The organism is Janthinobacterium sp. 17J80-10 (assembly GCF_004114795.1).
GTDB lineage: Bacteria > Pseudomonadota > Gammaproteobacteria > Burkholderiales > Burkholderiaceae_D > Paucimonas.
Map to the genome: position 1 here is coordinate 1,894,316 of NZ_CP035311.1, position 21,573 is coordinate 1,915,888.

Genomic DNA, 21,573 nt, shown 5'->3' on the forward strand with positions numbered 1-21,573 from the left:
ATTATCTTTTCTATCCGGGCATTCATATCCAGCATCGCGGCGCGCTATCCGATCGCAACTGCGGTGCGACCACGACTCGCGCAGCGATGTGCATACACTGCTTTTCCATCGAATTTCCAATTCGGTGAGGCCGATGGACATGCCTCCGTGCAGAATGCTCTTTTTATTCGCGCACATGCTCTGGGTTATGCCCATTGCGAAACAATTATATATTCAAAATGAAGGACTTAGCGATATTTTCTGTCGCAATGCGCAATTCCACGAGATTCACGTCCTTGCCCATCTGTCCATTGGCTGCTTGGTAAGCATTTTTGCCGCTTCGCAGTTAATCAGACCCGGACCGCCGCCCCTGTGTAGAATATGTGTTTTATTCCCCCTTGTAATAACCCTTGGACCGAGGGTGTTGCCGATAAAGTAATATATTTAAAATGAAAGACTTAGCGAGAAATTCCAGGGAAACCGCGAAAACCCCGCCGTTGTCCCCGCCGTCGCAAGTCTTGCCGCAAGTTCAACTTGTGACGATCACGGCGGAAGAGGCGGGGCAGCGTATCGACAATTTCCTGATCCGGGTGTGCAAGGGCGTGCCCAAAAGCCATATCTACCGGGTTTTGCGTTCCGGCGAAGTACGCGTCAACAAGGGCCGGATCGACCAGACCTATCGTCTCCAGGAAGATGACGTGGTGCGCATACCCCCATTGCGCATGGCCGAAAAGCCGGCCCAGACGGCGCCGGCATGCGAATTTGCGATCCTGCTCGAAGACGAGCACATGCTGGTAATCGACAAGCCGGCCGGCGTGGCTGTCCATGGCGGCTCGGGCGTGAGTTACGGTGTAATCGAGCAATTACGGGCCTCGCGGCCGCAAGCCAAGTTCCTGGAACTGGTGCATCGGCTCGATCGTGAAACCTCGGGCATCCTGTTGCTGGCAAAAAAACGCTCGGCCCTGACCCATTTGCATGAGCACATGCGCGAGGGTGAATTCGACAAGCGCTACCTGACGCTGGTACAGGGCGACTGGCAAAACCGCCGCCAGCATGTGAAGTTGCCGCTGTTTAAATACACCACGGCGGATGGCGAGCGGCGGGTGCGGGTGCAGGCTGACGGCCAGGCGTCGCATACCGTATTTGAGCTGAAGCGCAAGTACGGCCCCTATACATTGCTGGAAGCCGAGTTGAAGACCGGCCGCACGCACCAGATCCGCGTGCATCTGGCTTCCAGCGGTTTTCCCATTCTCGGTGACGACAAATACGGCGATTTCGCGCTCAACCGCGCCTTGCAAAAGGCCGAGGGCGCACGCAAGGCATTGAAACGCATGTTCCTGCATGCGCACCAGATCACGTTTGTGCATCCGCACAGCGGCAAGGAAATCACACTGAATGCGCCCCTGCCGCCGGAATGCACGAGTTTTCTGAAAAGCCTGGAGGCGCAGGGCGCGATGACGCAGGACGATGCAACGGCAGGCATGGCAAAAACAAAAGGGCAGGCGGCAACGCGGTAGGCAATTATGGCAAGAAAACAGTTTGATTTGATCGTCTTTGACTGGGATGGCACGCTGATGGATAGCACCGGCGCCATCATCAAGTGTATACAGGCGTCGGCACGCGATCTGGGCTTGCCGGTGCCCGAGCGCGAGATGGCGGCGCACGTGATTGGCCTGGGCTTGCAGGAAGCCTTGCAAAAGGCCGTGCCCGGCCTGGAGCCTAAGCATTACCCTCGCATGGTCGAGCGCTATCGCTACCATTACCTCAGCCAGGATCATGAATTGACCCTGTTCGACGGCGTACGCGAGATGCTGCAGGATTTGTCGCAGCAAGGGTATTTCCTTGCGGTTGCCACCGGCAAGAGCCGCGTCGGCCTGACGCGTGCGCTGCACGGCGCAGAGCTGATCTCTTTCTTCGATGCGACCCGCTGCGCCGACGAGACCTTTTCCAAGCCGCACCCGGCGATGCTGAATGAGCTGACGCGCGAACTGGGGCAGGACATGGCGCGCACGGTGATGATCGGCGACACCACGCACGACCTGCAGATGGCAGTCAATGCCGGTGCTGCAGGCGTTGCCGTGCATTACGGTGCGCATCCTCCGCACGAGCTGCAGGCGCTCGCGCCGCTTTATGCGGCCGACTCGGTGCCGGCACTGCATGCCTGGCTGCGCGAGCATGCCTGATTGCCATGGCTGACCTGATCCCGATTTGCGCGGCGGACGCGCTCGACGAAGGCGGAAAGGGCTTGCGCTTTCCCTTGACTGCCGGCGGCGAAGATGCGGGCGGCTTCGTGGTGCGCTTCGATGGCGTGGCGCGCGCTTACCTGAACCGTTGCGCGCATGTGCCGATCGAGCTGGACTGGAACGAAGGGGAGTTTTTCGATTCCAGCGGCCTGTACCTGATGTGTTCCACCCATGGCGCGGTGTATTTGCCGGAATCCGGCCATTGCGCCGGCGGCCCTTGCAAGGGTGGGCGCCTGCGGCCGATCGTGGTGGTGGAAAACGATGGCATGGTGTACTGGCAAACGGATGATTACCTCACGCCCGCAAGGGCCTGATTCAATGACAGGGATGGATATGGAAAACGATTTTCAAAACGTGCCGGCAAGTGACGGGCGTGCGCCGGTTGCTGCCGCAGCCGCGGACGCAGGCCTGGCCCGCAAGGATGGCTGGGAGCGCGACGTGCTGGAAAAGCTGGCCTTTGCCACCTTGCGCGAGCAGCGCGCGCGGCGCCGCTGGAATATCTTTTTCAGGCTGACGTTCCTTGCGCTGGTCGTTTTTGCGCTGTGGCGGGCTTTCGACATGGGCGCTTCCTCTGCAGAAGTGAGCGGTCCCCATACGGCGCTGATCGAGATCGATGGCGCGATCGCCTCCGGCGGCGGCAGCGGTGACGCCGATTCCGTCATTCCCGCGCTGAACCGCGCTTTTGCGGATGCCGGATCGGTCGGTGTCATCCTGCGCATCAACAGCCCGGGCGGAAGCCCCGTGCAGGCTGGCATGATCAACGACGAGATTACGCGCCTGCGCGCCGAGTATCCGAAAAAGCCGCTCTATGTGGTGGTGGATGAAATGTGCGCTTCCGGCGGGTATTACATCGCCGCTGCGGCAAGCAAGATTTTCGTCAACAAGGCCAGCATTGTCGGCTCGATCGGCGTGCTGATGGATGGATTCGGCTTTACCGGCCTGATGGACAAGCTTGGCGTCGAGCGCCGCCTCCTCACCGCCGGCAATAACAAGGGTTTCCTGGATCCGTTCAGCCCGCAGAGCGATGCGCAGCAAGCCTATGCCAAGGAAATGCTGGCAGAAATCCATCAGCAGTTCATCGACGTGGTGCGCACTGGCCGCGGCAGTCGCCTGAAGGAGTCTCCGGATACCTTCTCCGGTTTGTTCTGGAGCGGCAGCAAGGCGGTTGAAATGGGCCTGGCGGACGGCTTTGGCACGGTCGACAGCGTGGCGCGCGATGAATTGAAGGTCGAGGAAATCGTCGACTACACCGAACACGAGAAGCTTTCCGACCGGGTCCTGAAGAAGTTCGGTGCCGCCGTCGGTGAGGGGGCCTGGCAGTCGCTCTGGGGCGGCGCGCGTCCGAGCCTGCGCTGATTATTTTCCTTACTGGCCGAGCAGGAGAAATACCGTCGGCCGCTTGTGCAGGTCCGGCGCTTTGCCCGCGGCAAGCTGCTTCTTCCAGGCGCCGGCAGCCTGGGTTGCGATCGATTCGCTCTCCAGGCTGAGATCCGTGGCTGCACATACCAGCGTGCCGGGTTGGCACGTGGCTGCCAGCGTTTCCAGCAAGGCGCCGTTGCGGTAAGGTGTTTCGATAAAGAGCTGGGTTTGTTTTTCCTTGCGCGAGCGTTCTTCCAGCAGCTTGATCTGTTTTGCGCGCTGGGCGGCATCGATGGGCAGGTAGCCGTTGAAGGCGAAACTCTGGCCATTCAGGCCGCTGGCCATCACTGCCAGCAGCAGGGAGGATGGGCCGACCAAGGGCCGCACCCGGATTCCGCGGGCATGCGCCAGCCGTACCAGGTTGGCGCCGGGATCGGCCACCGCTGGCACGCCAGCCTCTGAAATCAGGCCGGCGTCGCGTCCTGCCAATAGCGGCTGCAGCAATTGCGGCAACGCCGCTTCCGCCGTGTTGACATTCAATTCGGCGATCTCGATTTCCTGCAGTGGCCTGGCCAGCGGATGCTGGAGCGCAATCAGCTTGAGGAAGGCGCGCGTGGTCTTGGTATTTTCGGCAATGAAACAATCCAGTCGCGCCGCCAGGACCTGTACTTCGGTGGGAATCAGCGCTGCCAGCGGATCGGCGGCGCCGGCATCGCCGGGGCCCAGGGTATTGGGAATCAGGTACAGGGTGCCGGTCATGGTGATTTGCTGAAAAATGTTACGCCGGCATGCCGCAGCATGGAGGTCAGGGCGATCAGGGGCAGGCCAGTCAGAGCGGTGGGGTCGCTGCTTTCGATTTTTTCCAGCAGGGCGATGCCCAGGCCTTCATTTTTTGCGCTACCGGCGCAATCGTAAGGCTGCTCGATGCGCAGGTAAGCGTCCAGTTCCATGTCCGGCAAGTCGCGGAACGTCACGAAAGTAGGAATGCATACCAGCTGGGCGGCTTGTTTGCTTTGGTCGTTTCGTCCATCCCACAGGCAGAGGGCCGTGTGGAAGATGACCCGGCGCCCGCGCATGGTTTGAAGTTGCTTTAAGGCATTTTCATGCGTACCCGGCTTGCCGATCTGTGCGCCATCCAGTGTCGCGACTTGGTCTGAACCAATCACCAGGCAGCCTGGATTTTGGCGGGCAACTGCGTGCGCCTTTTCCTGTGCCAGCCGCAGGGCGGTTGCTTCAGGCGCCTCGTCCGCGCGCGGGGACTCGTCGATATCGGGTATGCGGACCTCAAAAGGCAGGCCGAGGCGCGCGAGCAATTCCTTGCGATAGCGGGAACTCGAGCCCAGAATAAGGCGGGGCGGGGCAAGGGTTTGTGATGAATTTGTCATATTGACGTGGCATTCAGCGAATAAAGCATGCAGCCAAGGCGCTAATTTGCGCTAAGGCTTTGACGAATAAAGGAAAAGCCTGTTATTATCGCAGGTTTTCCGGACTAGTCAGGCGCATGGAAGCCATTCTGATCGATGCATTTGAATTTTGCCGGCTCGCAGAAGTACGCGAGGGCGAGTTCGCTGTCGCCGATTTGCCCAGGCTGGCAGCGGAGGCGGTCAATGCCAAAGGCACGGTGCGTTGGTCGCTGACTGGCGGGCGTCATGCGCTTGGGCATCCGCAATTGGCGCTGGCGGTGACGGGCACGGTGCAGTTGATGTGCCAGCGTTGCCTGACGCCTTATGCGTTCGAGCTCGATGCCGAATCGGTGCTGGTTCTCGCGCAGGATGACGCAGGGGCCGACGAGCTGGAAGCGTCGCTCGATGACGAGTCGCTTGAAGTGATCGCGGGTTCGCGGCAGTTCAATCTCGCCGATCTGGTCGAGGACGAGGCGTTGTTGGCATTGCCGGTGTCACCGCGGCATGATGTTTGTCCGGAGCAGTCCGGCAAGGCAGCAGGCGCGGTGGATCTCGACAAGGCGCCATCGCCTTTCGGTGTGCTGAAAGACTGGAAACGCTAGTTTGCAAGGCAAGAATATGCCGGCTCTCCATAGTGCAAGATTGGGTGAGTTTGCATCAGGGTTGTGTTAAAATTTTGGAATCTTAGGTTTAGGAGTAATCATGGCTGTTCAGCAAAACAAAAAATCCCCGTCCAAGCGCGGCATGCACCGTTCGCACGACCATCTGACCGCCCCGCAACTGGCAGTCGAGCCGACCACCGGCGAAACCCACATGCGTCACCATATCAGCCCGAACGGCTATTATCGTGGCCGCAAGGTCCTGAAGACCAAGAACGACGAGTAATTCTTCGTTGTCGAGGCATGCAGAAACGGCGTGGAGCGCAGTATGGCCGGCGCCGTTTTTTGTGTTTCCAGCTGCCTTTCGCGTCATTTTGAGCCGCGCACAATCTGGCCCACCCGATACGTGGCGCCAGAATCAAAACAATGACAATTAAAATATCCATCGACTGCATGGGCGGAGATCACGGCTCAGCGGTCACCGTTGCCGCAGCCATTTCATTTGTCAGTCGCGAAGCCGATGCCGAGTTGATCCTGGTCGGCCGGGAAGAAGTGATCCGCGCAGAGCTGAAAAAGCGCCGCGCCGCGGATCATCCGCGCCTGTCCATCGTGCATGCCGAGGAAGTCGTCACCATGGACGACTCCCTGGAAGTGGCGCTGCGCCGCAAGAAGGATTCCTCGATGCGGGTGGCGATTGCCATGGTCAAGGATGGCCGTGCACAGGCCTGCGTTTCCGCCGGCAATACCGGCGCGCTGATGGCGATTTCCCGGTATGTCCTGAAAACCCTGCCCGGCGTGGACCGTCCTGCCATCTGCACCCTGATTCCCAATCAGAAGGACAAGCCTACCTACATGCTCGATCTCGGCGCCAATGTCGATTGCGAGGCCGTGCATCTGCATCAGTTTGCGCTGATGGGGTCGACCCTGGTGGCGGCAATCGAGAACCGGCAAAAGCCGACGGTGGGCCTGCTGAATGTCGGGGAAGAGGACATCAAGGGCAACGAGGTGGTCAAGCAGACCGCCCAGCTCTTGCGCGCCGACCATGAAAAGGGTGTGCTCAATTTCTACGGTAATGTCGAGGGTAATGACATCTTCAAGGGCACCACCGATATCGTGGTGTGCGACGGTTTCGTCGGGAATGTCGTTCTGAAGGCATCCGAAGGGCTGGCGCGCTTTTTCAAGGTGGTGCTGACCACCGAATTCAAGAGCAATCCGCTCAACATGCTGGGAGCGCTGCTGGCACGCGGCGCCCTGAAAGCGATTTCGAAACGCATGAATCCTGCGCGCTATAATGGCGCCAGTCTCCTTGGCCTGCGCGGCCTGGTGTTCAAGAGTCATGGCGGCGCCGATGCCTACGCCTACGAATGGGCGATCCGGCGTGCCTATGATGCTGCGAAAAACGATGTCCTGTCGCGCATTTCCGCTAGTATTGCAGAATTGATGCCGCAGGCAGAAGTGCCGGCAGCAGCCGTTCCAGCCTCCATTCAATAAAGAGCACATGAGCCTGTATAGCAAAATCATCGGCACCGGAAGCTATCTGCCACCCCGGCGCGTGACCAATCATGACCTTGCGGCGCAACTTGCAGAAAAGGGTATCGAGACTTCGGACGAATGGATCGTGTCCCGCAGCGGCATCTCGGCGCGCCATTTCGCCGATGCCGATATGCATTCCAGCGATCTCGCGGTGGAAGCAGCAAAGCGCGCGCTTGATGCGGCCGGCCTGCAGCCCGAAGACGTTGACCTGATCATCCTGGCGACCTCGACGCCGGATTTTCTGGGTGGTTTTCCCAGCACCGCCTGCGTGGTGCAGCGCAAGCTCGGCATCACCAACGGTTGCGGCGCCTTTGACGTGCAGGCGGTATGCAGCGGCTTTGCGTATGCCGTATCGATTGCCGATAACTTCATCAAGTCGGGCGCCAACAAGAAAGTGCTGGTGATCGGCGCTGAAGTGTTTTCGCGCATCCTGAATTTTGACGACCGCGGCACCTGTGTGCTGTTCGGCGATGGCGCCGGCGCCGTGGTGCTGAGCGCATCTGCCGAGCCGGGCATTCTTGCCACCAAACTGCACGCCGATGGCCGTTACGCTGATATTCTCTGCGTGCCCGGCAAGCCCAGCGGTGGCGCCATCGAAGGCAGCGCCTTCCTGGTCATGGATGGCCAGGCGGTGTTCAAGATGGCGGTATCGGTACTGGAAAAAGTTGCGCACGAAGCACTGGAAGCGGCAGGAATGGAAGCCTCCCAGATCGACTGGCTGGTGCCGCACCAGGCGAATATCCGCATCATGCAAAGCACGGCCAAAAAGCTTGGCTTGCCGATGGAAAAAATGGTGGTGACAGTGGACCAGCACGGCAATACGTCGGCTGCTTCGATCCCGCTGGCTCTCGATTGCGCTGTGCGCGATGGCCGCATCAAGCCCGGACACAATGTCATGATGGAAGGCGTCGGCGGCGGCTTCACCTGGGGCGCGGTGCTGGCGAAATTTTAACTGCACAGATTTTTTGATTAAATTATGAGCAAATTCGCTTTTGTATTTCCCGGCCAGGGCTCGCAAGCGGTCGGCATGCTGAATGGCTTTGCCGGTAACGCGGCAGTCGAGCAAACGATCGCCGAGGCATCCGATGCGCTGCAATTCGATCTCGGCAAGCTGATCGCCGAAGGTCCGAAGGAAGACCTCGACCTGACCACCAATACCCAACCCGTGATGCTGACCGCCGCAGTGGCAACCTACCGTGCCTGGATCGCGGCGGGCGGTCCCGTGCCGGCGCTGGTCGCCGGCCACAGCCTCGGCGAGTATTCCGCGTTGGTGGCAGCCGGTGTCATCGCCTTCAGGGATGCCGTGCCGCTGGTGCGTTTTCGCGCCCAGGTGATGCAGGAAGCCGTGCCGGTCGGCCAGGGTGGCATGGCCGCCATTCTCGGTTTGTCCGATGATGAGGTGCGCGCTGCCTGCGCGGAAGCCGCGCAGGGGCAGGTGGTGGAGCCGGTGAATTTCAATGCGCCGGCACAAGTGGTCATCGCCGGCCACAAGGAAGCCGTCGAACGCGCTTGCCAGGCAGCCAAGGACAAGGGTGCCAAGCGCGCCTTGCCGCTGCCGGTGTCGGCGCCGTTCCATTCTTCCCTGCTTAAGCCCGCGTCGGACCGTTTGCGCGAATACATGGCCGGGGTGAATTTCACTGCCCCGCAGATTCCCCTGATTAATAATGTCGATGTCGCCATCGTCAACGATCCGTCCGCCATCAAGGATGCCCTGGTGCGCCAGGCAGCCAGCCCGGTGCGCTGGGTCGAGACGGTGCAGAAAATGGCTGGCGAGGGTATTGCCCACGTGGTCGAATGCGGCCCCGGCAAGGTCCTGGCTGGCCTGACCAAGCGTATCAATGGCGATCTGACCGGTGAAGCAATGTTCGACCAGGCGACCCTGGAAAAAGTATTGGAGCTCTCGAAGTGACTGCACAAAACCTGAATCTCGATAATCAAGTCGCGCTGGTCACCGGCGCCTCCCGCGGTATTGGCCAGGCCATTGCGCGCGAACTGGCGCGCCAGGGCGCAAAAGTCATTGGCACTGCCACCTCGGACGCGGGTGCCGCAGCAATTTCCGCCTACCTGGCAGAAATCGGTGCGGCAGCTGGCAAGGGTGCAGTTCTGAACGTCAATGATGGCGCGGCCTGCACGGCGCTGATCGATGAGATCCAGAAGGAATTCGGTACGGTGACCATCCTGGTCAATAATGCTGGCATCACGCAAGATCAACTCGCCATGCGCATGAAGGATGAGGAGTGGGATGCCGTCATCGCCACCAACCTGACTGCGGTGGGCCGCCTGGCGCGCGGCGTACTGCGCGGCATGATGAAAGCCAAGCATGGTCGCATCATCAATATTACTTCGGTGGTTGGTTCTGCCGGGAATCCCGGGCAAATGAATTATGCTGCTGCCAAGGCAGGCGTTGCCGGCATGAGCCGGGCACTGGCGCGTGAGATCGGCAGCCGTAACATTACTGTTAACTGCATCGCCCCCGGTTTCATCGATACTGACATGACCAAGGCGCTCAACGAGCAGCAGGTTTCTGCCTTGCAGCAGCAAATTCCGCTGGGCCGCTTTGGCACGCCGGACGACATTGCTGCCGCCGTGAGCTTCCTGGCTTCACCCCAAGCCGGCTATATCACTGGGGCGACGCTCCACGTGAATGGCGGCATGTACATGAGTTAATGATTTTTTGGGACTTTTAGCTGATGTTCTTGAATAATCGAGAAATTAGCTAAAAGTGATTTTTCATTGCGCAAACCTGATAAAATGCGCGCACTTTCTGTAATCACTCTGGAGCCATAACATGTCCGATATCGAACAACGCGTTAAAAAAATCGTCGCTGAACAACTGGGCGTCGCTGAAGCCGACATCAAAATCGAGTCCTCGTTCGTTGACGACCTCGGCGCTGATTCGCTCGACACCGTGGAACTGGTGATGGCACTCGAAGACGAATTCGAAATGGAAATTCCGGACGAACAAGCCGAGAAGATCACTACCGTGCAACAAGCGATCGATTACGCCAAGGCCCACGTCAAGGCCTAATTCGTTATTCGTATCACAAGGAGAAACGCTTGAGCAGCTCGCGTCAACGCCGTCGGGTGGTCGTCACCGGCTTGGGGTGCATTTCACCGGTGGGCAATACCGTCACCGATGCATGGAATGCATTGATCGAAGGTAAGTCTGGCATCGCCACCATCACGCGGTTTGACGCCACGCCTTTTTCCACCACCTTCGCCGGCGAGGTGAAGGGCTTCAATGTCGACGAATATTTGTCGAGCAAGGAAGCCCGCACGATGGATACCTTTATCCATTACGGCATGGCGGCTGGCATCCAGGCGTTCCAGGATAGCGGCCTCGAGGTGACGGAAGCCAATGCCGAGCGCATTGGTGTCATCGTCGGTTCCGGTATCGGCGGCTTGCCGATGATCGAGGAAACGCACGCCGAGCTGGAAAAGCGTGGTCCGCGCCGCATTTCTCCTTTCTTTGTACCGGCTTCGATCATCAACATGATCTCGGGTCACCTGTCGATCAAGTACGGATTGCAGGGGCCGAACCTGGCGATTGTCACTGCCTGTACCACCGGCCTGCATTGCATCGGTGAAGCAGGTCGCCTGATCGAGTATGGCGACGCCGATGTCATGATTGCTGGCGGCGCCGAATCGACCATTTCGCCATTGGGCCTGGGTGGCTTTGCCGCCGCACGCGCCTTGTCGTCGCGTAACGACGACCCGGCTACCGCATCCCGTCCTTGGGACAAGGACCGCGATGGCTTCGTGCTGGGTGAAGGCGCCGGTGTCATGGTGCTGGAAGAGTACGAGCATGCCAAGGCGCGTGGCGCGAAGATTTATGCCGAATTGCTGGGCTTTGGCATGAGCGCCGATGCCTATCACATGACTGCGCCGCGCGAAGATGGTGACGGCGCGCGCCGTTGCATGGCCTCCGCCTTGCGTAATGCAGGCGTGAATGCCGACCAGGTGAATTACGTCAATGCGCATGGTACGTCGACGCCGCTGGGCGATGTCGCAGAAACGACCGCCATCAAGCGCGCCCTGGGCGATCATGCCAAGAAAGTCGTGGTCAATTCGACCAAGTCGATGACCGGTCACCTGCTGGGCGGCGCAGGCGGCCTGGAATCGGTGTTTACGGTGCTGGCACTGCATCACCAGGTGTCGCCGCCAACCATCAATATCTTCAACCAGGATCCTGCCTGCGACCTGGACTATTGCGCCAATACGGCGCGTTCCATGCCGATTGACATCGCCGTCAAGAACTCTTTCGGCTTTGGCGGCACCAACGGTTCCCTGGTCTTCCGCAAGGCCTGATTCCGCTTTCCCGCACCTTGCCAGAGGTGCGGGATTTCTCCTTTACTCCCCCCTTCCATGTCCATCGCGGTCTCCACCGTGGTCATGCCGTCAAGGCGCCTTGCGCTTCTGCTGGCGATCTTTTGCGCGGGTGTGGCCGCAGTCGCCTGGCAGCTTGCCTTTGGCGCCCTGATCGATCTTCCGCTTGTCCTGCGTGTTGCGCTGACAGTCATCCTGAGTGTCATGCCTGGCTGGGCTGCATACACGGCAATTTCGCCCGGAAAATCACTACGTATTGATATTTCCGAGCACGGACAAATCAGGGTGGCAGAAGATAAGGCATGCAGTGTCACAGGGCTGCAAAAAGGGCACAGGCAGGCAGTACAGGCAGGTCAGGAAGGACCGGTCGAGGATGCCGCAGGCACGATTGTCAACTTGCTTCCGGACTCGACCATCTGGCCCCAATTGCTGCTGCTGCGCCTGCAGGCCAAGGGGCAGGTCACCAGAAATGTGCTCATCCTGCGCGACAGCGTTAGTGCAGAACATTTCCGGGCCCTGTCGGTTGCGTGCCATTGGATAGCCGCGCACAATGATCAGGTAGAACGTTAAATTTTGTAACGTCGCGAGTTGCAATTGAACTTCTGCAGTTGCCATTAGTCAATAACGTTAATTCGCGCATGTTGTGAAAGACAAGGGACTGGGTGTTGACGACAGAACGCGATATTGACCAGGTGCTAGTCGAGCGCGTCCAGCGTGGTGACAAGAGGGCGTTCGAGCTGCTGGTGGTCAAGTACCAACGAAAACTGATGCGGCTGGTGTCGCGGCTCGTGCGCGACCAGGCGGAAGCTGAGGATGTGGTGCAGGAAGCCTTTATCAAGGCTTATCGCGCCTTGCCGCAGTTTCGCGGGGATTCGGCGTTTTATACCTGGCTGTACCGCATAGGTATCAATACGGCGAAAAACTACCTGGTAACGCAAGGCCGGCGAGCACCGACCTCGACCGATGCAGATGCTGAAGAGGCAGAAACTTTTGATGATGGAGAGCACCTAAGGGATATCAATACGCCAGAATCCATGCTGGCTACCAAGCAAATTGCCGAAACGGTGAATGTGGCAATGAATGCCTTGCCGGAAGAATTACGGATGGCAATTACCTTACGTGAAATCGAAGGATTGAGTTACGATGAAATTGCCGAAGCGATGGGTTGCCCGATCGGCACTGTGCGAAGCCGGATTTTCCGTGCCAGGGAAGCCATTGCCGAGAAGCTGAGGCCTTTGCTGGGCACCGCCATTGACAAGCGGTGGTAAGGAAATCATATTTACAATTTGTATGTGAGGCCGCATTTTGCGGGCTGTTTATGAATACGAAAGAAAGAACGCAAGAACAGATTTCGGCGCTGGCCGATGATGAACTCAGCGACAGTCAGATCGAGGTCGCGCTGGCAGCCTTGCGCGACCCGCAGGCGCGCAACGACTGGGACATCTACCACCAGATCGGCGATGTGCTGCGTTCGGATGACATGGCATTTTCCCTGAGCGAGGGGTTTTCTGCGCGCATGGCGGCCGCACTCGAAGCGGAGCCGGTAATACTTGCGCCGGCTCCTGCGGCAGCGCCGGCAGAAGTGCCGCAGGTCGCAGCGGGCGAGGGTAGATTTTTTGCGGATCGCCTGAAGCGCTTTGCGCTGCCTGGCGTGGCGGCGGCGGCCGTGGCAACCGCCGTATTCGTGACTGCGCCGCAAATGCTCGTGGCAAAACGCGATTCCTTGCCTGGCGACGGCGCGGCAGTGGTCGCGGTTGCCGCCAAGCCGGCACCTGCCGTGTTGGCGGCGCCTGCTGTCAGCACCGCTGCGGCCAGCATTGAAGGCAAGGTGGTAACGCTGGAGCAGCAGCAGGGCGAAGTTCTGCGCGATCCCCGTATTGACGAGTACCTGATGGCGCACCAGCGCTTTTCTCCCTCGGTGTACAGTTCCGCGCAGTACGCGCGTGCAGCGACTTTTGCAAGCGACACGGGTAAATAATCAGTATGCGGCAAACCCCGGGTTTATCAAGATTTTTAGTCCTGGTTTTCACTTTCTTTGTTGCATACCCGGTTCAGGCACAAAATGCCGGCACGGCAGCGGATAAACGCGAGGCGCAGGCCTGGCTGAAAAAAATCCAGGCTGCGGCTGTAAAGCAAAGTTATTCCGGCACCTTTGTGTATCAGCAAGGTGAGCAATTCAGAAGTTCGCGCATCACGCACGTGAAGCTCGGAAAAGATGAATATGAAAAGCTGGAAGTGCTCGACGGCAAACCACGGGAGTACATCCGCACCAATAATGAAATTATTTGCTATGTACCGGATACTAAAACTGTCCTGGTAGAGAAGCGGGTCACGCAAGAAGTCTTTCCTGCCTTGCCGAATGCAAATCCGGCTCGTATCAGCGATCATTACCGGCTGAGCCTGGGAAGCATCGGGCGGGTTGCCGGTTACCGTACCCAGGCGATCCTGCTGGAACCACGCGATAACTTGCGTTATGGCTACCGGCTCTGGGCAGAACAAAAAACCGGATTGTTGTTGCGTGCCCAGACGCTCAATGAAAAAGGCGACGTGGTCGAGCAAATCGCCTTTACCCAGATCGAGATCGGCAAGATCGAGCGCAGCCGCACGCGTAGCAGCATTACGAATACCCAGGGATGGCACATCGAGCGCGCCGAGATGGAGTCGACCAGCCTGTCGGGCTGGAGCGTCAAGTCCATGCCACCGGGGTTTCGTAAAATTCGCGAAGTCAAACGCCTGGTGACGAATGCAACTGCCACATCGGCAAAAGCGGGCAACCATGCGCCGCCGCGGGAAGTGGCGCAGATGGTGTATTCAGATGGATTGGCGGCAATTTCTATTTTTATTGAGCCCGGCAGCGCTGGCCGCACCGAGGGCTACATGCAGCAAGGCGCAATGAATATTGCTGGCAAGCGCCAAGGCGAATTTTGGCTTACCATAGTCGGTGAAGTGCCTGCTGTTGCTATCAGGCAGGTCGTTAATTCGATTGAATTCAAGACTAGATAAGGGCCTTATGACTCCTGGAATTTCTGCTCGTAAACTTCTCTCGACACTTGTTTTTGGTGCTGCAAGCATTCTATTCACAGGCGGTATGGCAGTGACAGCGCCTGCGATCGCGGCACCGTCCGTTGCCGGTTTGCCGGATTTTACCGACATGGTAGAAAAAGCCGGTCCGGCCGTCGTTAATATTCGTACCACGGCAAAAATGCGATCGCCCCAGAATGGCGGTGCCGGCGGCGACGACGAGGAAATGCAGGAATTTTTCCGGCGCTTTTTTGGCGTGCCAATGCCGCGCCAGCCGGAGCGCACGCCGCGCGGCAACGGCCGCCAGCCCCAGCAGGAGGAAGAAGTGCCGCGCGGGGTGGGTTCCGGATTCATCGTCTCCGGTGATGGTTTCGTCATGACCAACGCCCATGTGATCGATGGCGCTGACGATGTGTATGTCACCCTGAACGACAAGCGCGAGTTCAAGGCCAAGGTGATCGGTGCCGACAAGCGCACGGATGTGGCTTTGGTGAAAATCGAGGGTGCCAACCTGCCGCGCCTGCCGATTGGCGATTCTTCGCGGCTGCGTGCCGGCGAATGGGTGGTGGCGATCGGCTCACCCTTTGGTTTGGACAATACCGTCACCGCCGGTATCGTTTCGACCAGGGCGCGCGATACGGGTGATTACCTGCAGCTGATCCAGACCGACGTGGCGGTGAATCCGGGTAACTCCGGTGGTCCGCTGATCAACATGCGCGGTGAAGTGGTTGGCATCAATTCGCAGATTTACAGCCGCTCTGGCGGCTACATGGGGATTTCCTTTGCCGTGCCGATCGACGAGGCGATGCGGGTGGCGGACCAGCTGAAAACCAGCGGCAAGGTGACGCGCGGTCGCATTGGGGTGCAGATCGGCGAAGTCACCAAGGATGTGGCGGAGTCGCTCGGCTTGTCGCGGGCCCAAGGGGCGCAGGTGCAGCGCGTCGAGCCCGGTTCGCCGGCAGAGAAGGGTGGCGTGGAAACAGGCGATATCATCCTGAAGTACAACGGCGTTGCCATTGAGCGTTCCAGCGACTTGCCGCGCCTGGTAGGTAATACCAAGCCTGGCGCGCGGGCTACGGTGTCCGTCTGGCGCAAGGGGGCAAGCCGCGATTTGCAGGTGACGATTGCCGAGATGGAAGGTGAAAAAGTCGCCAAGAAGGATGAAGGAAAATCCAAGCCTGAGCGCGTGGCCAACGCGCTGGGGCTGTCGGTCGCCAATCTGTCGGAGGCGCAAAGGCGCGAGCTGAACCTGGAATCCGGCGTGCTGGTCGAGAGTGCGGAAGGCGCGGCAGCCCGGGCCGGCCTGCGCACGGGTGATATCATCTTGCGTCTGAATAACACCGATATCAAGGATGCCGGTCAGTTCAATGCGCTGGTCGCCAAGCTCGATACAAAGAAAATGGCGGTGTTGCTGGTGCGTCGCGGCGATTCGTCGCAATTCGTGCCGCTGCGCCCGAATGCCCAGTAAGCGGCGCGGCAGGCAAGCTTTTTAGCCCATGCGGGGCTGCAAGCCATCAGGCTTGCAGCCTTTTTGTTTTATTTCAGGAAAATATCCGGGTCTGGAATGGCGGTTGAATTTACCCTTTACTCACGCAGCTATTGCCATCTCTGCGATGACATGCTGGCCGCGCTGCAAGCCTTGCAAGGCGAATTTTCCTTCACCGTCAGCGTGGAGGATGTGGATGCCGATCCGGCCCTCGTCGAGCTTTACGATGAACTGGTGCCGGTACTGGTTGGGCGGCATGCGGGCACGGAAAGCCGCTTGTGCCATTATTTCCTGGACGCAGAGGCCGTCCGCGCTTTCCTGCATACCGCGCTTTCTTCGTGAAAGTGAGAGGCCCGGCCGGGAATTTCTCGGCCTTTCATAGTGCATTGTGCGGTTTTTCACCCTGAAATCCGGTAAAATGCCGGCATATTCCAGTTTTGGAAAACCTCATAAGGCGCTCGCCCGGGGAAGTTCCCCTGCATTGAGCGCTTTTTATTTTTATACACTGTATAAAGCACTGGTTTTCTCAAGCGTAACGGTACTCTGTCTTACTGGTTAGAATGAAAAATATCCGCAATTTCTCCATCATCGCGCACATCGATCATGGCAAGTCCACGCTGGCTGACCGCATCATCCAGCTTTGTGGCGGCCTGTCTTCGCGTGAAATGGAAGCGCAGGTGCTTGATTCCATGGATCTGGAGCGCGAGCGTGGCATTACCATCAAGGCGCAGACCGCTGCCCTGAGCTACAAGGCGCGCGATGGCCAGGTGTACAACCTGAACCTCATCGATACGCCAGGTCACGTCGACTTCAGCTATGAAGTCAGCCGTTCGCTGTCGGCCTGTGAAGGCGCCTTGCTGGTGGTCGATGCCTCGCAGGGTGTGGAAGCGCAGACTGTGGCCAATTGCTATACCGCGATCGAACTGGGCGTGGAAGTCGTGCCGGTCCTGAACAAGATCGACCTGCCTTCAGCAGACCCGGAAAGCGCCATCGCGGAAATCGAGGAAGTGATCGGCATCGAGGCCGGCGACGCCGTGCATTGCTCGGCCAAGACCGGCCTGGGCGTGGAAGACGTGCTGGAATCCCTGATCGTCAAGGTGCCGCCGCCCAAGGGCGATCCGGATGCGCCGCTGCAGGCGCTGATCGTCGATTCCTGGTTCGATAATTACGTTGGCGTGGTGATGCTGGTGCGTATCGTCAATGGCACCCTGCGCCCCAAGGACAAGATCCTCCTGATGGCGACCGATTCGTCGCACCTGGTGGAAAGCGTCGGCGTATTTACGCCCAAGTCGGTGGCGCGTGAATCGCTCTCGGCCGGCCAGGTCGGATTCATCATTGCCGGCATCAAGGAATTGAAAGCCGCCAAGGTGGGCGATACCGTCACCCTGGCAGGCAAACCGGCATCCACGCCGCTGCCAGGCTTCAAGGAAGTGCAGCCGCAAGTGTTTGCCGGCCTGTTCCCGGTCGAGGCCAACCAGTATGATGCCTTGCGCGATTCGCTGGAAAAGCTGAAGTTGAACGACGCCGCGCTGCAGTACGAACCCGAAGTGTCGCAGGCCTTGGGCTTCGGCTTCCGTTGCGGCTTCCTCGGCCTGTTGCACATGGAAATCGTGCAGGAGCGGCTGGAGCGCGAGTTCGACATGGACTTGATCACTACCGCGCCCACCGTGATTTACGAAGTGGTGCTGCGCGATGGCGCCATCCTGATGGTGGACAACCCGTCGAAAATGCCGGACCCCTCCAAGATCGAGGAAGTTCGTGAGCCGATCGTCACCGTCAACCTGTACATGCCGCAAGAATATGTCGGTTCGGTAATTACGCTCTGTACGCAAAAACGCGGTATCCAGCAGGACATGAGTTATCACGGCAAGCAGGTCAAGCTGACTTATGAAATGCCGATGGCCGAGATCGTCCTGGATTTCTTCGACAAGCTGAAATCGACATCGCGCGGCTATGCCTCGATGGATTACGAGTTCAAGGAATACCGGCCATCCGATGTGGTCAAGGTGGACATGCTGATCAATAGCGAGAAGGTCGATGCGCTGGCAATCATCGTGCACCGCGCCAATAGCCAGTACCGCGGTCGTGCAGTCGCTGCCAAAATGCGCGAACTGATCCCGCGCCAGATGTTTGACGTGGCAATCCAGGCAGCCATCGGCTCGAATATCATTTCGCGGGAAAACGTCAAGGCCTTGCGCAAAAATGTGCTGGCAAAATGCTATGGTGGCGACATCAGCCGTAAGCGCAAGTTGCTTGAAAAGCAAAAGGCAGGTAAAAAGCGCATGAAGCAGGTGGGTTCGGTGGAAATTCCACAGGAAGCGTTCCTGGCAATCTTACAAGTGGATGAAAAATGAGTTTGCAGGCTATTCTGGGTAATTTTGCACTGATCTTGTTCGTTTTGACGGTCTTGACCGGAGTGATCTGGTTCCTGGACGTGTTTTATCTTGCCAGGCAACGGCGTGCCCGGGCGAATGCGGCACTGGCGGAATATGATGCCCGCAACGCCAAGCTCGCTGCAGACGGCGTCAAGCCGGACACCAATGGACGTGCCGCCCTGGAAGCGGGTCTCCTGCGGCAACCCACCTGGATCGAATATTCGGGCAGCTTTTTTCCGGTCATCGCGCTGGTGTTCGTTTTGCGCTCTTTTTTGTATGAGCCTTTCAAGATCCCGTCGAGTTCCATGGTGCCCACCCTGTTGGTGGGTGACTTGATTTTGGTAAATAAGTACACTTATGGCATAAGATTGCCTGTGTTCAACAAAAAAGTCATCGAGGTCAATGATCCCAAGCGCGGTGACGTGATGGTATTTAAATATCCTTCTGACCCGTCACTGGATTACATTAAGCGCGTGGTTGGCGTGCCGGGTGATAAAATAGTCTACCAAAACAAGCGTTTAACGGTGAATGGTAAAGCGCTTTCTTATGCACCGCTGGCGGATTACCTGGATGAGGATCGTTTGAGTTATTCGCGGCAGTTCACGGAAGACTTGACTGGCGTTGCGCATCGTGTTCTGAATGACGACGGGGCACCTGCCTTCGGATCGAATGAACGAAATTTTCCTGGACAGGAACTTTGCCGTTTCAATGGGGGTGATTTCGCTTGTACTGTGCCGCCGGGTAACTATTTCATGATGGGTGACAATCGCGACAATAGTCTCGATAGCCGCTATTGGGGGTTTGTGCCAGACCAGAATATCGTTGGCAAGGCGTTTTTTATTTGGATGAATTTCAGTAATCTGAAGCGGATTGGCAGCAGTATCCAGTAATTAACCAAGGGGGATTGGCATGCAAGAAAAATTATTCAAGTGCAGGCAGCAAGGGATTTCGCTGGTAGGGTTGATTTTCGTGTTGGGCGTTCTTGCCGGGATCGGTTTGCTGGCGCTGAAAATCGTCCCGACGGTTACCGAATATATGGCGGTGACGAAGGCAGTTGGCAAAGCCAAGGCAGATGGCAATTCGCCGGCGGAGATTCGCAGCAGCTTTGACAAGCAGGCAGACGTGGCATACATCACCTCGATCACCGGCAAGGATCTGGAAGTCTACAATAGCGGTAATGGACTGGAAGTCAGCTTTGCTTACGACAAGAAAATTCCCCTGGTCGGACCGGCCAGCCTGTTGATCGAATATGCCGGCAGCACCGCCAAGCCGGGCGCCAAGAAGCCTGCCAAGGATGGCGGCGCTTAAGCCAGATTACAACGGACAGACATGGACTTGACGTTATTGCAGACCCGGCTGGGCCACTCGTTCAAGGATGCTGCATTGCTGCAGCAAGCCTTGACGCACCGTAGCCACAGCAGTTTGCATAACGAACGGCTGGAATTTCTTGGGGACTCCATCCTCAATTGCGTGGTCGCTTCGCTCCTGTTCGAGCGCTACAGCAAGATCGATGAAGGCGACCTCTCGCGGCTGCGCGCCAACCTGGTCAAGCAGCAATCCCTGTACGAGATTGCCCAGCGCCTGGAACTGTCGCAATTCCTGCGCCTGGGCGAGGGTGAACTGAAATCCGGTGGCTTCCGCCGGCCATCGATCCTGGCCGATACCCTGGAAGCCCTGTTTGGCGCCATTTTCCTGGATGCGGGATTCGACATGGCGCGCAAGGTCATCCGTTCCCTCTATATTCCCATCCTCGACACGGTCGACCCCAAGACGCTCGGCAAGGATGCCAAGACCCTGCTGCAGGAATTCTTGCAAGGTAAAAAAATCGCTCTGCCGCAATACAATGTGGTGGCGACCCATGGGGCTGCGCATAACCAGGAATTTGAAATCGAATGCCTGGTGCCGAAGCTGGAGATCCAGGTATTCGGTAGCGGCGGCAGCCGGCGCGCCGGCGAGCAGGCTGCCGCCAAACGCGCTCTTGAAGCGGTGCAGGCAGCGCTGGCCAAAACGCCGGCGGCGGCGCGCAAAGCCAAGCCGCGTGCGTCGCAACTGAAGTTGGCGGGCATCGCTACCATCCAGCCGGATGCTCCTTTGGAAGAGGACGTGCCCGCGTCCGGAAGCGCAGCCGCACCGGTGGTCGCAGCCAAGCCTGCGGCCAAATCTGCAGCAAAAGAAGGCAAGGAGCCCAAAGCCGCTTCGAAACTTGCCGAAAAAGAAGCTGTCCAAGCTAATATGAACCTTGCGCCTGCCGTTGCCCAGACTCCCGCGGATGCCATTCCTGCGGTTTCTGGCGCCGAGCCGGCCAAGCCTGCCGGCGCCCCCCAAGCGAAATCTGAATGACACTCCCTAACGCATCCGCCGATTTCCGTTGCGGCTACATCGCCATCGTCGGACGTCCGAATGTGGGTAAGTCGACCTTGATGAACCACCTGATCGGCGCCAAGGTCAGCATTACGTCGCGCAAGGCGCAGACGACACGGCACCGCATCACCGGCATCCAGACTGTAGAGAACGCGCAGTTTGTCTATGTCGACACCCCCGGTTTCCAGACCCGGCATGCCAATGCCCTGAACAAGACGCTCAACAAGACCGTCACCAATACCCTGACCGCAGCAGACGTCGTGCTGTTCGTGGTGGAAGCCGGGATTTTCGGCGATGCCGACAAGCAGGTGCTCGCGCTGCTCCCGACAAATGTGCCCTGCATCCTGGTGATCAACAAGTCCGATCACGTCAAGGACAAGGCCGTGCTGATGCCATTCGCCCAGCAGGTGGCGTCCCAGCACGCGTTTGCCGCGATCGTGCCGGTGTCGGCCAAGCTGGGATTTCAGCTGGAAGCCTTGCAGGAAGAGGTCCGTAAAATCCTGCCGGAAAATCCGCCCATCTTCGACGAAGACGATATTACCGACCGCAGTGAAAAATTCCTGGCGGCGGAAATCGTGCGTGAAAAAGTATTCCGCCTGGTTGGCGATGAATTGCCTTACACCAGCACGGTGCTGATTGAGAAATTCGAGCAGGAAGGCAACCTGCGCCGCATCTTCATCGCCATCCTGGTTGAGCGCGATGGCCACAAGGCCATGGTGATCGGCAATAAGGGCGCCCGCCTCAAGGAAATCTCGACCCAGTCGCGCCTCGACATGGAAAAGCTGTTCGGCGGCCCGGTGTACCTGGAGATCTGGGTCAAGGTCAAATCCGGCTGGGCCGACAATGAAGCCGGCTTGCGCGCCTACGGTTACGAATAATCCGCACCGG

25 protein-coding genes are annotated in these 21,573 nt (G+C 58.4%); 23 read left to right on the plus strand and 2 right to left on the minus strand.

Annotated elements, in window-relative coordinates; translation table 11 throughout:
• The first annotated feature begins 428 nt into the window (after positions 1 to 428).
• From EKL02_RS08595 to EKL02_RS08610, 4 genes are read left to right on the plus strand one after another with little or no spacing between them, the layout of a single operon-like run.
• Positions 429 to 1,496 carry an RluA family pseudouridine synthase gene (locus EKL02_RS08595; protein ID WP_128901663.1) on the plus strand — a complete coding sequence of 356 codons (1,068 nt, stop codon included), beginning with the start codon at positions 429 to 431 and terminating at the stop codon, positions 1,494 to 1,496.
• A 6-nt stretch (positions 1,497 to 1,502) separates the two neighbouring features.
• A complete protein-coding gene (locus EKL02_RS08600; RefSeq protein ID WP_128901664.1) occupies positions 1,503 to 2,162 on the plus strand; it encodes an HAD-IIIA family hydrolase in 660 nt (219 codons plus the stop codon).
• Between the two features lie 5 nt (positions 2,163 to 2,167).
• Positions 2,168 to 2,536: a Rieske 2Fe-2S domain-containing protein gene (locus tag EKL02_RS08605; RefSeq protein WP_128901665.1), complete on the plus strand. Its 369-nt coding sequence runs from the start codon at positions 2,168 to 2,170 to the stop codon at positions 2,534 to 2,536.
• Positions 2,537 to 2,555: 19 nt separating this feature from the next.
• The gene (locus EKL02_RS08610; RefSeq protein ID WP_241687840.1) at positions 2,556 to 3,578 is read left to right on the plus strand and encodes a S49 family peptidase; all 1,023 of its coding nucleotides are present in this window, start codon (positions 2,556 to 2,558) and stop codon (positions 3,576 to 3,578) included.
• A gap of 9 nt (positions 3,579 to 3,587) precedes the next feature.
• On the opposite strand, the gene EKL02_RS08615 is transcribed toward EKL02_RS08610, so the two are convergent.
• Positions 3,588 to 4,340 carry an SAM-dependent methyltransferase gene (locus tag EKL02_RS08615; RefSeq protein ID WP_128901667.1) on the minus strand — a complete coding sequence of 251 codons (753 nt, stop codon included), beginning with the start codon at positions 4,338 to 4,340 and terminating at the stop codon, positions 3,588 to 3,590.
• Complete coding sequence (locus EKL02_RS08620) at positions 4,337 to 4,966, minus strand: Maf-like protein (protein WP_128901668.1); 630 nt, start codon at positions 4,964 to 4,966, stop codon at positions 4,337 to 4,339. Before EKL02_RS08620 ends, EKL02_RS08615 begins: the two co-directional genes overlap by 4 nt.
• 116 nt (positions 4,967 to 5,082) lie before the next feature.
• Here EKL02_RS08620 and EKL02_RS08625 point away from each other — a divergent pair, with 116 nt between their 5' ends.
• From EKL02_RS08625 to era, 19 genes are all read left to right on the plus strand, one after another.
• Complete coding sequence (locus EKL02_RS08625) at positions 5,083 to 5,586, plus strand: YceD family protein (RefSeq protein WP_128901669.1); 504 nt, start codon at positions 5,083 to 5,085, stop codon at positions 5,584 to 5,586.
• 100 nt (positions 5,587 to 5,686) lie between these two features.
• The gene (gene rpmF, locus EKL02_RS08630; RefSeq protein ID WP_119784849.1) at positions 5,687 to 5,869 is read left to right on the plus strand and encodes a 50S ribosomal protein L32; all 183 of its coding nucleotides are present in this window, start codon (positions 5,687 to 5,689) and stop codon (positions 5,867 to 5,869) included.
• A 140-nt stretch (positions 5,870 to 6,009) separates the two neighbouring features.
• Positions 6,010 to 7,074: a phosphate acyltransferase PlsX gene (plsX, locus tag EKL02_RS08635; protein ID WP_128901670.1), complete on the plus strand. Its 1,065-nt coding sequence runs from the start codon at positions 6,010 to 6,012 to the stop codon at positions 7,072 to 7,074.
• Positions 7,075 to 7,081: 7 nt separating this feature from the next.
• Positions 7,082 to 8,068: a beta-ketoacyl-ACP synthase III gene (locus tag EKL02_RS08640; protein WP_128901671.1), complete on the plus strand. Its 987-nt coding sequence runs from the start codon at positions 7,082 to 7,084 to the stop codon at positions 8,066 to 8,068.
• A gap of 24 nt (positions 8,069 to 8,092) precedes the next feature.
• Positions 8,093 to 9,025: an ACP S-malonyltransferase gene (gene fabD, locus EKL02_RS08645; protein ID WP_128901672.1), complete on the plus strand. Its 933-nt coding sequence runs from the start codon at positions 8,093 to 8,095 to the stop codon at positions 9,023 to 9,025.
• Positions 9,022 to 9,783 (plus strand): 3-oxoacyl-ACP reductase FabG, encoded by a 762-nt coding sequence (fabG, locus tag EKL02_RS08650; protein WP_206732473.1) that lies wholly within the window; start codon positions 9,022 to 9,024, stop codon positions 9,781 to 9,783. Before fabD ends, fabG begins: the two co-directional genes overlap by 4 nt.
• A gap of 121 nt (positions 9,784 to 9,904) precedes the next feature.
• Positions 9,905 to 10,144, plus strand: a complete 240-nt coding sequence (gene acpP / locus EKL02_RS08655) for an acyl carrier protein (protein ID WP_009664389.1) — start codon at positions 9,905 to 9,907, stop codon at positions 10,142 to 10,144.
• Between the two features lie 29 nt (positions 10,145 to 10,173).
• Entirely contained in the window at positions 10,174 to 11,424 is a 1,251-nt protein-coding gene (gene fabF / locus EKL02_RS08660; RefSeq protein WP_128901673.1) for a beta-ketoacyl-ACP synthase II, read from the plus strand.
• Positions 11,425 to 11,481: 57 nt separating this feature from the next.
• Positions 11,482 to 12,012, plus strand: a complete 531-nt coding sequence (locus tag EKL02_RS08665; protein ID WP_128901674.1) for a protein YgfX — start codon at positions 11,482 to 11,484, stop codon at positions 12,010 to 12,012.
• 95 nt (positions 12,013 to 12,107) lie between these two features.
• The gene (gene rpoE / locus EKL02_RS08670) at positions 12,108 to 12,710 is read left to right on the plus strand and encodes an RNA polymerase sigma factor RpoE (protein ID WP_128903442.1); all 603 of its coding nucleotides are present in this window, start codon (positions 12,108 to 12,110) and stop codon (positions 12,708 to 12,710) included.
• Between the two features lie 50 nt (positions 12,711 to 12,760).
• A complete protein-coding gene (locus EKL02_RS08675; protein WP_128901675.1) occupies positions 12,761 to 13,420 on the plus strand; it encodes a sigma-E factor negative regulatory protein in 660 nt (219 codons plus the stop codon).
• 5 nt (positions 13,421 to 13,425) lie between these two features.
• Positions 13,426 to 14,445: a MucB/RseB C-terminal domain-containing protein gene (locus EKL02_RS08680; protein ID WP_128901676.1), complete on the plus strand. Its 1,020-nt coding sequence runs from the start codon at positions 13,426 to 13,428 to the stop codon at positions 14,443 to 14,445.
• An 85-nt stretch (positions 14,446 to 14,530) separates the two neighbouring features.
• Positions 14,531 to 15,931 (plus strand): DegQ family serine endoprotease, encoded by a 1,401-nt coding sequence (locus tag EKL02_RS08685; protein ID WP_241687841.1) that lies wholly within the window; start codon positions 14,531 to 14,533, stop codon positions 15,929 to 15,931.
• 96 nt (positions 15,932 to 16,027) lie between these two features.
• Positions 16,028 to 16,291, plus strand: a complete 264-nt coding sequence (locus EKL02_RS08690; RefSeq protein ID WP_128901678.1) for a glutaredoxin family protein — start codon at positions 16,028 to 16,030, stop codon at positions 16,289 to 16,291.
• Between the two features lie 218 nt (positions 16,292 to 16,509).
• Positions 16,510 to 18,303, plus strand: coding sequence for a translation elongation factor 4 (gene lepA, locus EKL02_RS08695; RefSeq protein WP_128901679.1), 1,794 nt, complete (start codon positions 16,510 to 16,512; stop codon positions 18,301 to 18,303).
• Positions 18,300 to 19,214: a signal peptidase I gene (lepB, locus tag EKL02_RS08700; protein WP_128901680.1), complete on the plus strand. Its 915-nt coding sequence runs from the start codon at positions 18,300 to 18,302 to the stop codon at positions 19,212 to 19,214. The genes lepA and lepB overlap by 4 nt, the downstream gene beginning before the upstream one ends.
• Positions 19,215 to 19,233: 19 nt before the next feature.
• Positions 19,234 to 19,632 carry a DUF4845 domain-containing protein gene (locus EKL02_RS08705; protein WP_128901681.1) on the plus strand — a complete coding sequence of 133 codons (399 nt, stop codon included), beginning with the start codon at positions 19,234 to 19,236 and terminating at the stop codon, positions 19,630 to 19,632.
• A gap of 21 nt (positions 19,633 to 19,653) precedes the next feature.
• Positions 19,654 to 20,664, plus strand: a complete 1,011-nt coding sequence (gene rnc / locus EKL02_RS08710; protein WP_128901682.1) for a ribonuclease III — start codon at positions 19,654 to 19,656, stop codon at positions 20,662 to 20,664.
• Positions 20,661 to 21,563 carry a GTPase Era gene (era, locus tag EKL02_RS08715; protein ID WP_128901683.1) on the plus strand — a complete coding sequence of 301 codons (903 nt, stop codon included), beginning with the start codon at positions 20,661 to 20,663 and terminating at the stop codon, positions 21,561 to 21,563. Before rnc ends, era begins: the two co-directional genes overlap by 4 nt.
• Positions 21,564 to 21,573 lie beyond the last annotated feature (10 nt).

Bases quoted from the DNA above. Each gene is read 5' to 3' on its own strand.
- EKL02_RS08595 (WP_128901663.1), top strand. From the start codon at position 429: ATGAAAGACTTAGCGAGAAATTCCAGGGAAACCGCGAAAACCCCGCCG.
- EKL02_RS08600 (WP_128901664.1), top strand. From the start codon at position 1,503: ATGGCAAGAAAACAGTTTGATTTGATCGTCTTTGACTGGGATGGCACG.
- EKL02_RS08605 (WP_128901665.1), top strand. From the start codon at position 2,168: ATGGCTGACCTGATCCCGATTTGCGCGGCGGACGCGCTCGACGAAGGC.
- EKL02_RS08610 (WP_241687840.1), top strand. From the start codon at position 2,556: ATGGAAAACGATTTTCAAAACGTGCCGGCAAGTGACGGGCGTGCGCCG.
- EKL02_RS08615 (WP_128901667.1), bottom strand. From the start codon at position 4,340: ATGACCGGCACCCTGTACCTGATTCCCAATACCCTGGGCCCCGGCGAT.
- EKL02_RS08620 (WP_128901668.1), bottom strand. From the start codon at position 4,966: ATGACAAATTCATCACAAACCCTTGCCCCGCCCCGCCTTATTCTGGGC.
- EKL02_RS08625 (WP_128901669.1), top strand. From the start codon at position 5,083: ATGGAAGCCATTCTGATCGATGCATTTGAATTTTGCCGGCTCGCAGAA.
- rpmF (WP_119784849.1), top strand. From the start codon at position 5,687: ATGGCTGTTCAGCAAAACAAAAAATCCCCGTCCAAGCGCGGCATGCAC.
- plsX (WP_128901670.1), top strand. From the start codon at position 6,010: ATGACAATTAAAATATCCATCGACTGCATGGGCGGAGATCACGGCTCA.
- EKL02_RS08640 (WP_128901671.1), top strand. From the start codon at position 7,082: ATGAGCCTGTATAGCAAAATCATCGGCACCGGAAGCTATCTGCCACCC.
- fabD (WP_128901672.1), top strand. From the start codon at position 8,093: ATGAGCAAATTCGCTTTTGTATTTCCCGGCCAGGGCTCGCAAGCGGTC.
- acpP (WP_009664389.1), top strand. From the start codon at position 9,905: ATGTCCGATATCGAACAACGCGTTAAAAAAATCGTCGCTGAACAACTG.
- EKL02_RS08665 (WP_128901674.1), top strand. From the start codon at position 11,482: ATGTCCATCGCGGTCTCCACCGTGGTCATGCCGTCAAGGCGCCTTGCG.
- EKL02_RS08675 (WP_128901675.1), top strand. From the start codon at position 12,761: ATGAATACGAAAGAAAGAACGCAAGAACAGATTTCGGCGCTGGCCGAT.
- EKL02_RS08680 (WP_128901676.1), top strand. From the start codon at position 13,426: ATGCGGCAAACCCCGGGTTTATCAAGATTTTTAGTCCTGGTTTTCACT.
- EKL02_RS08685 (WP_241687841.1), top strand. From the start codon at position 14,531: ATGGCAGTGACAGCGCCTGCGATCGCGGCACCGTCCGTTGCCGGTTTG.
- EKL02_RS08690 (WP_128901678.1), top strand. From the start codon at position 16,028: ATGGCGGTTGAATTTACCCTTTACTCACGCAGCTATTGCCATCTCTGC.
- lepA (WP_128901679.1), top strand. From the start codon at position 16,510: ATGAAAAATATCCGCAATTTCTCCATCATCGCGCACATCGATCATGGC.
- lepB (WP_128901680.1), top strand. From the start codon at position 18,300: ATGAGTTTGCAGGCTATTCTGGGTAATTTTGCACTGATCTTGTTCGTT.
- EKL02_RS08705 (WP_128901681.1), top strand. From the start codon at position 19,234: ATGCAAGAAAAATTATTCAAGTGCAGGCAGCAAGGGATTTCGCTGGTA.
- rnc (WP_128901682.1), top strand. From the start codon at position 19,654: ATGGACTTGACGTTATTGCAGACCCGGCTGGGCCACTCGTTCAAGGAT.
- era (WP_128901683.1), top strand. From the start codon at position 20,661: ATGACACTCCCTAACGCATCCGCCGATTTCCGTTGCGGCTACATCGCC.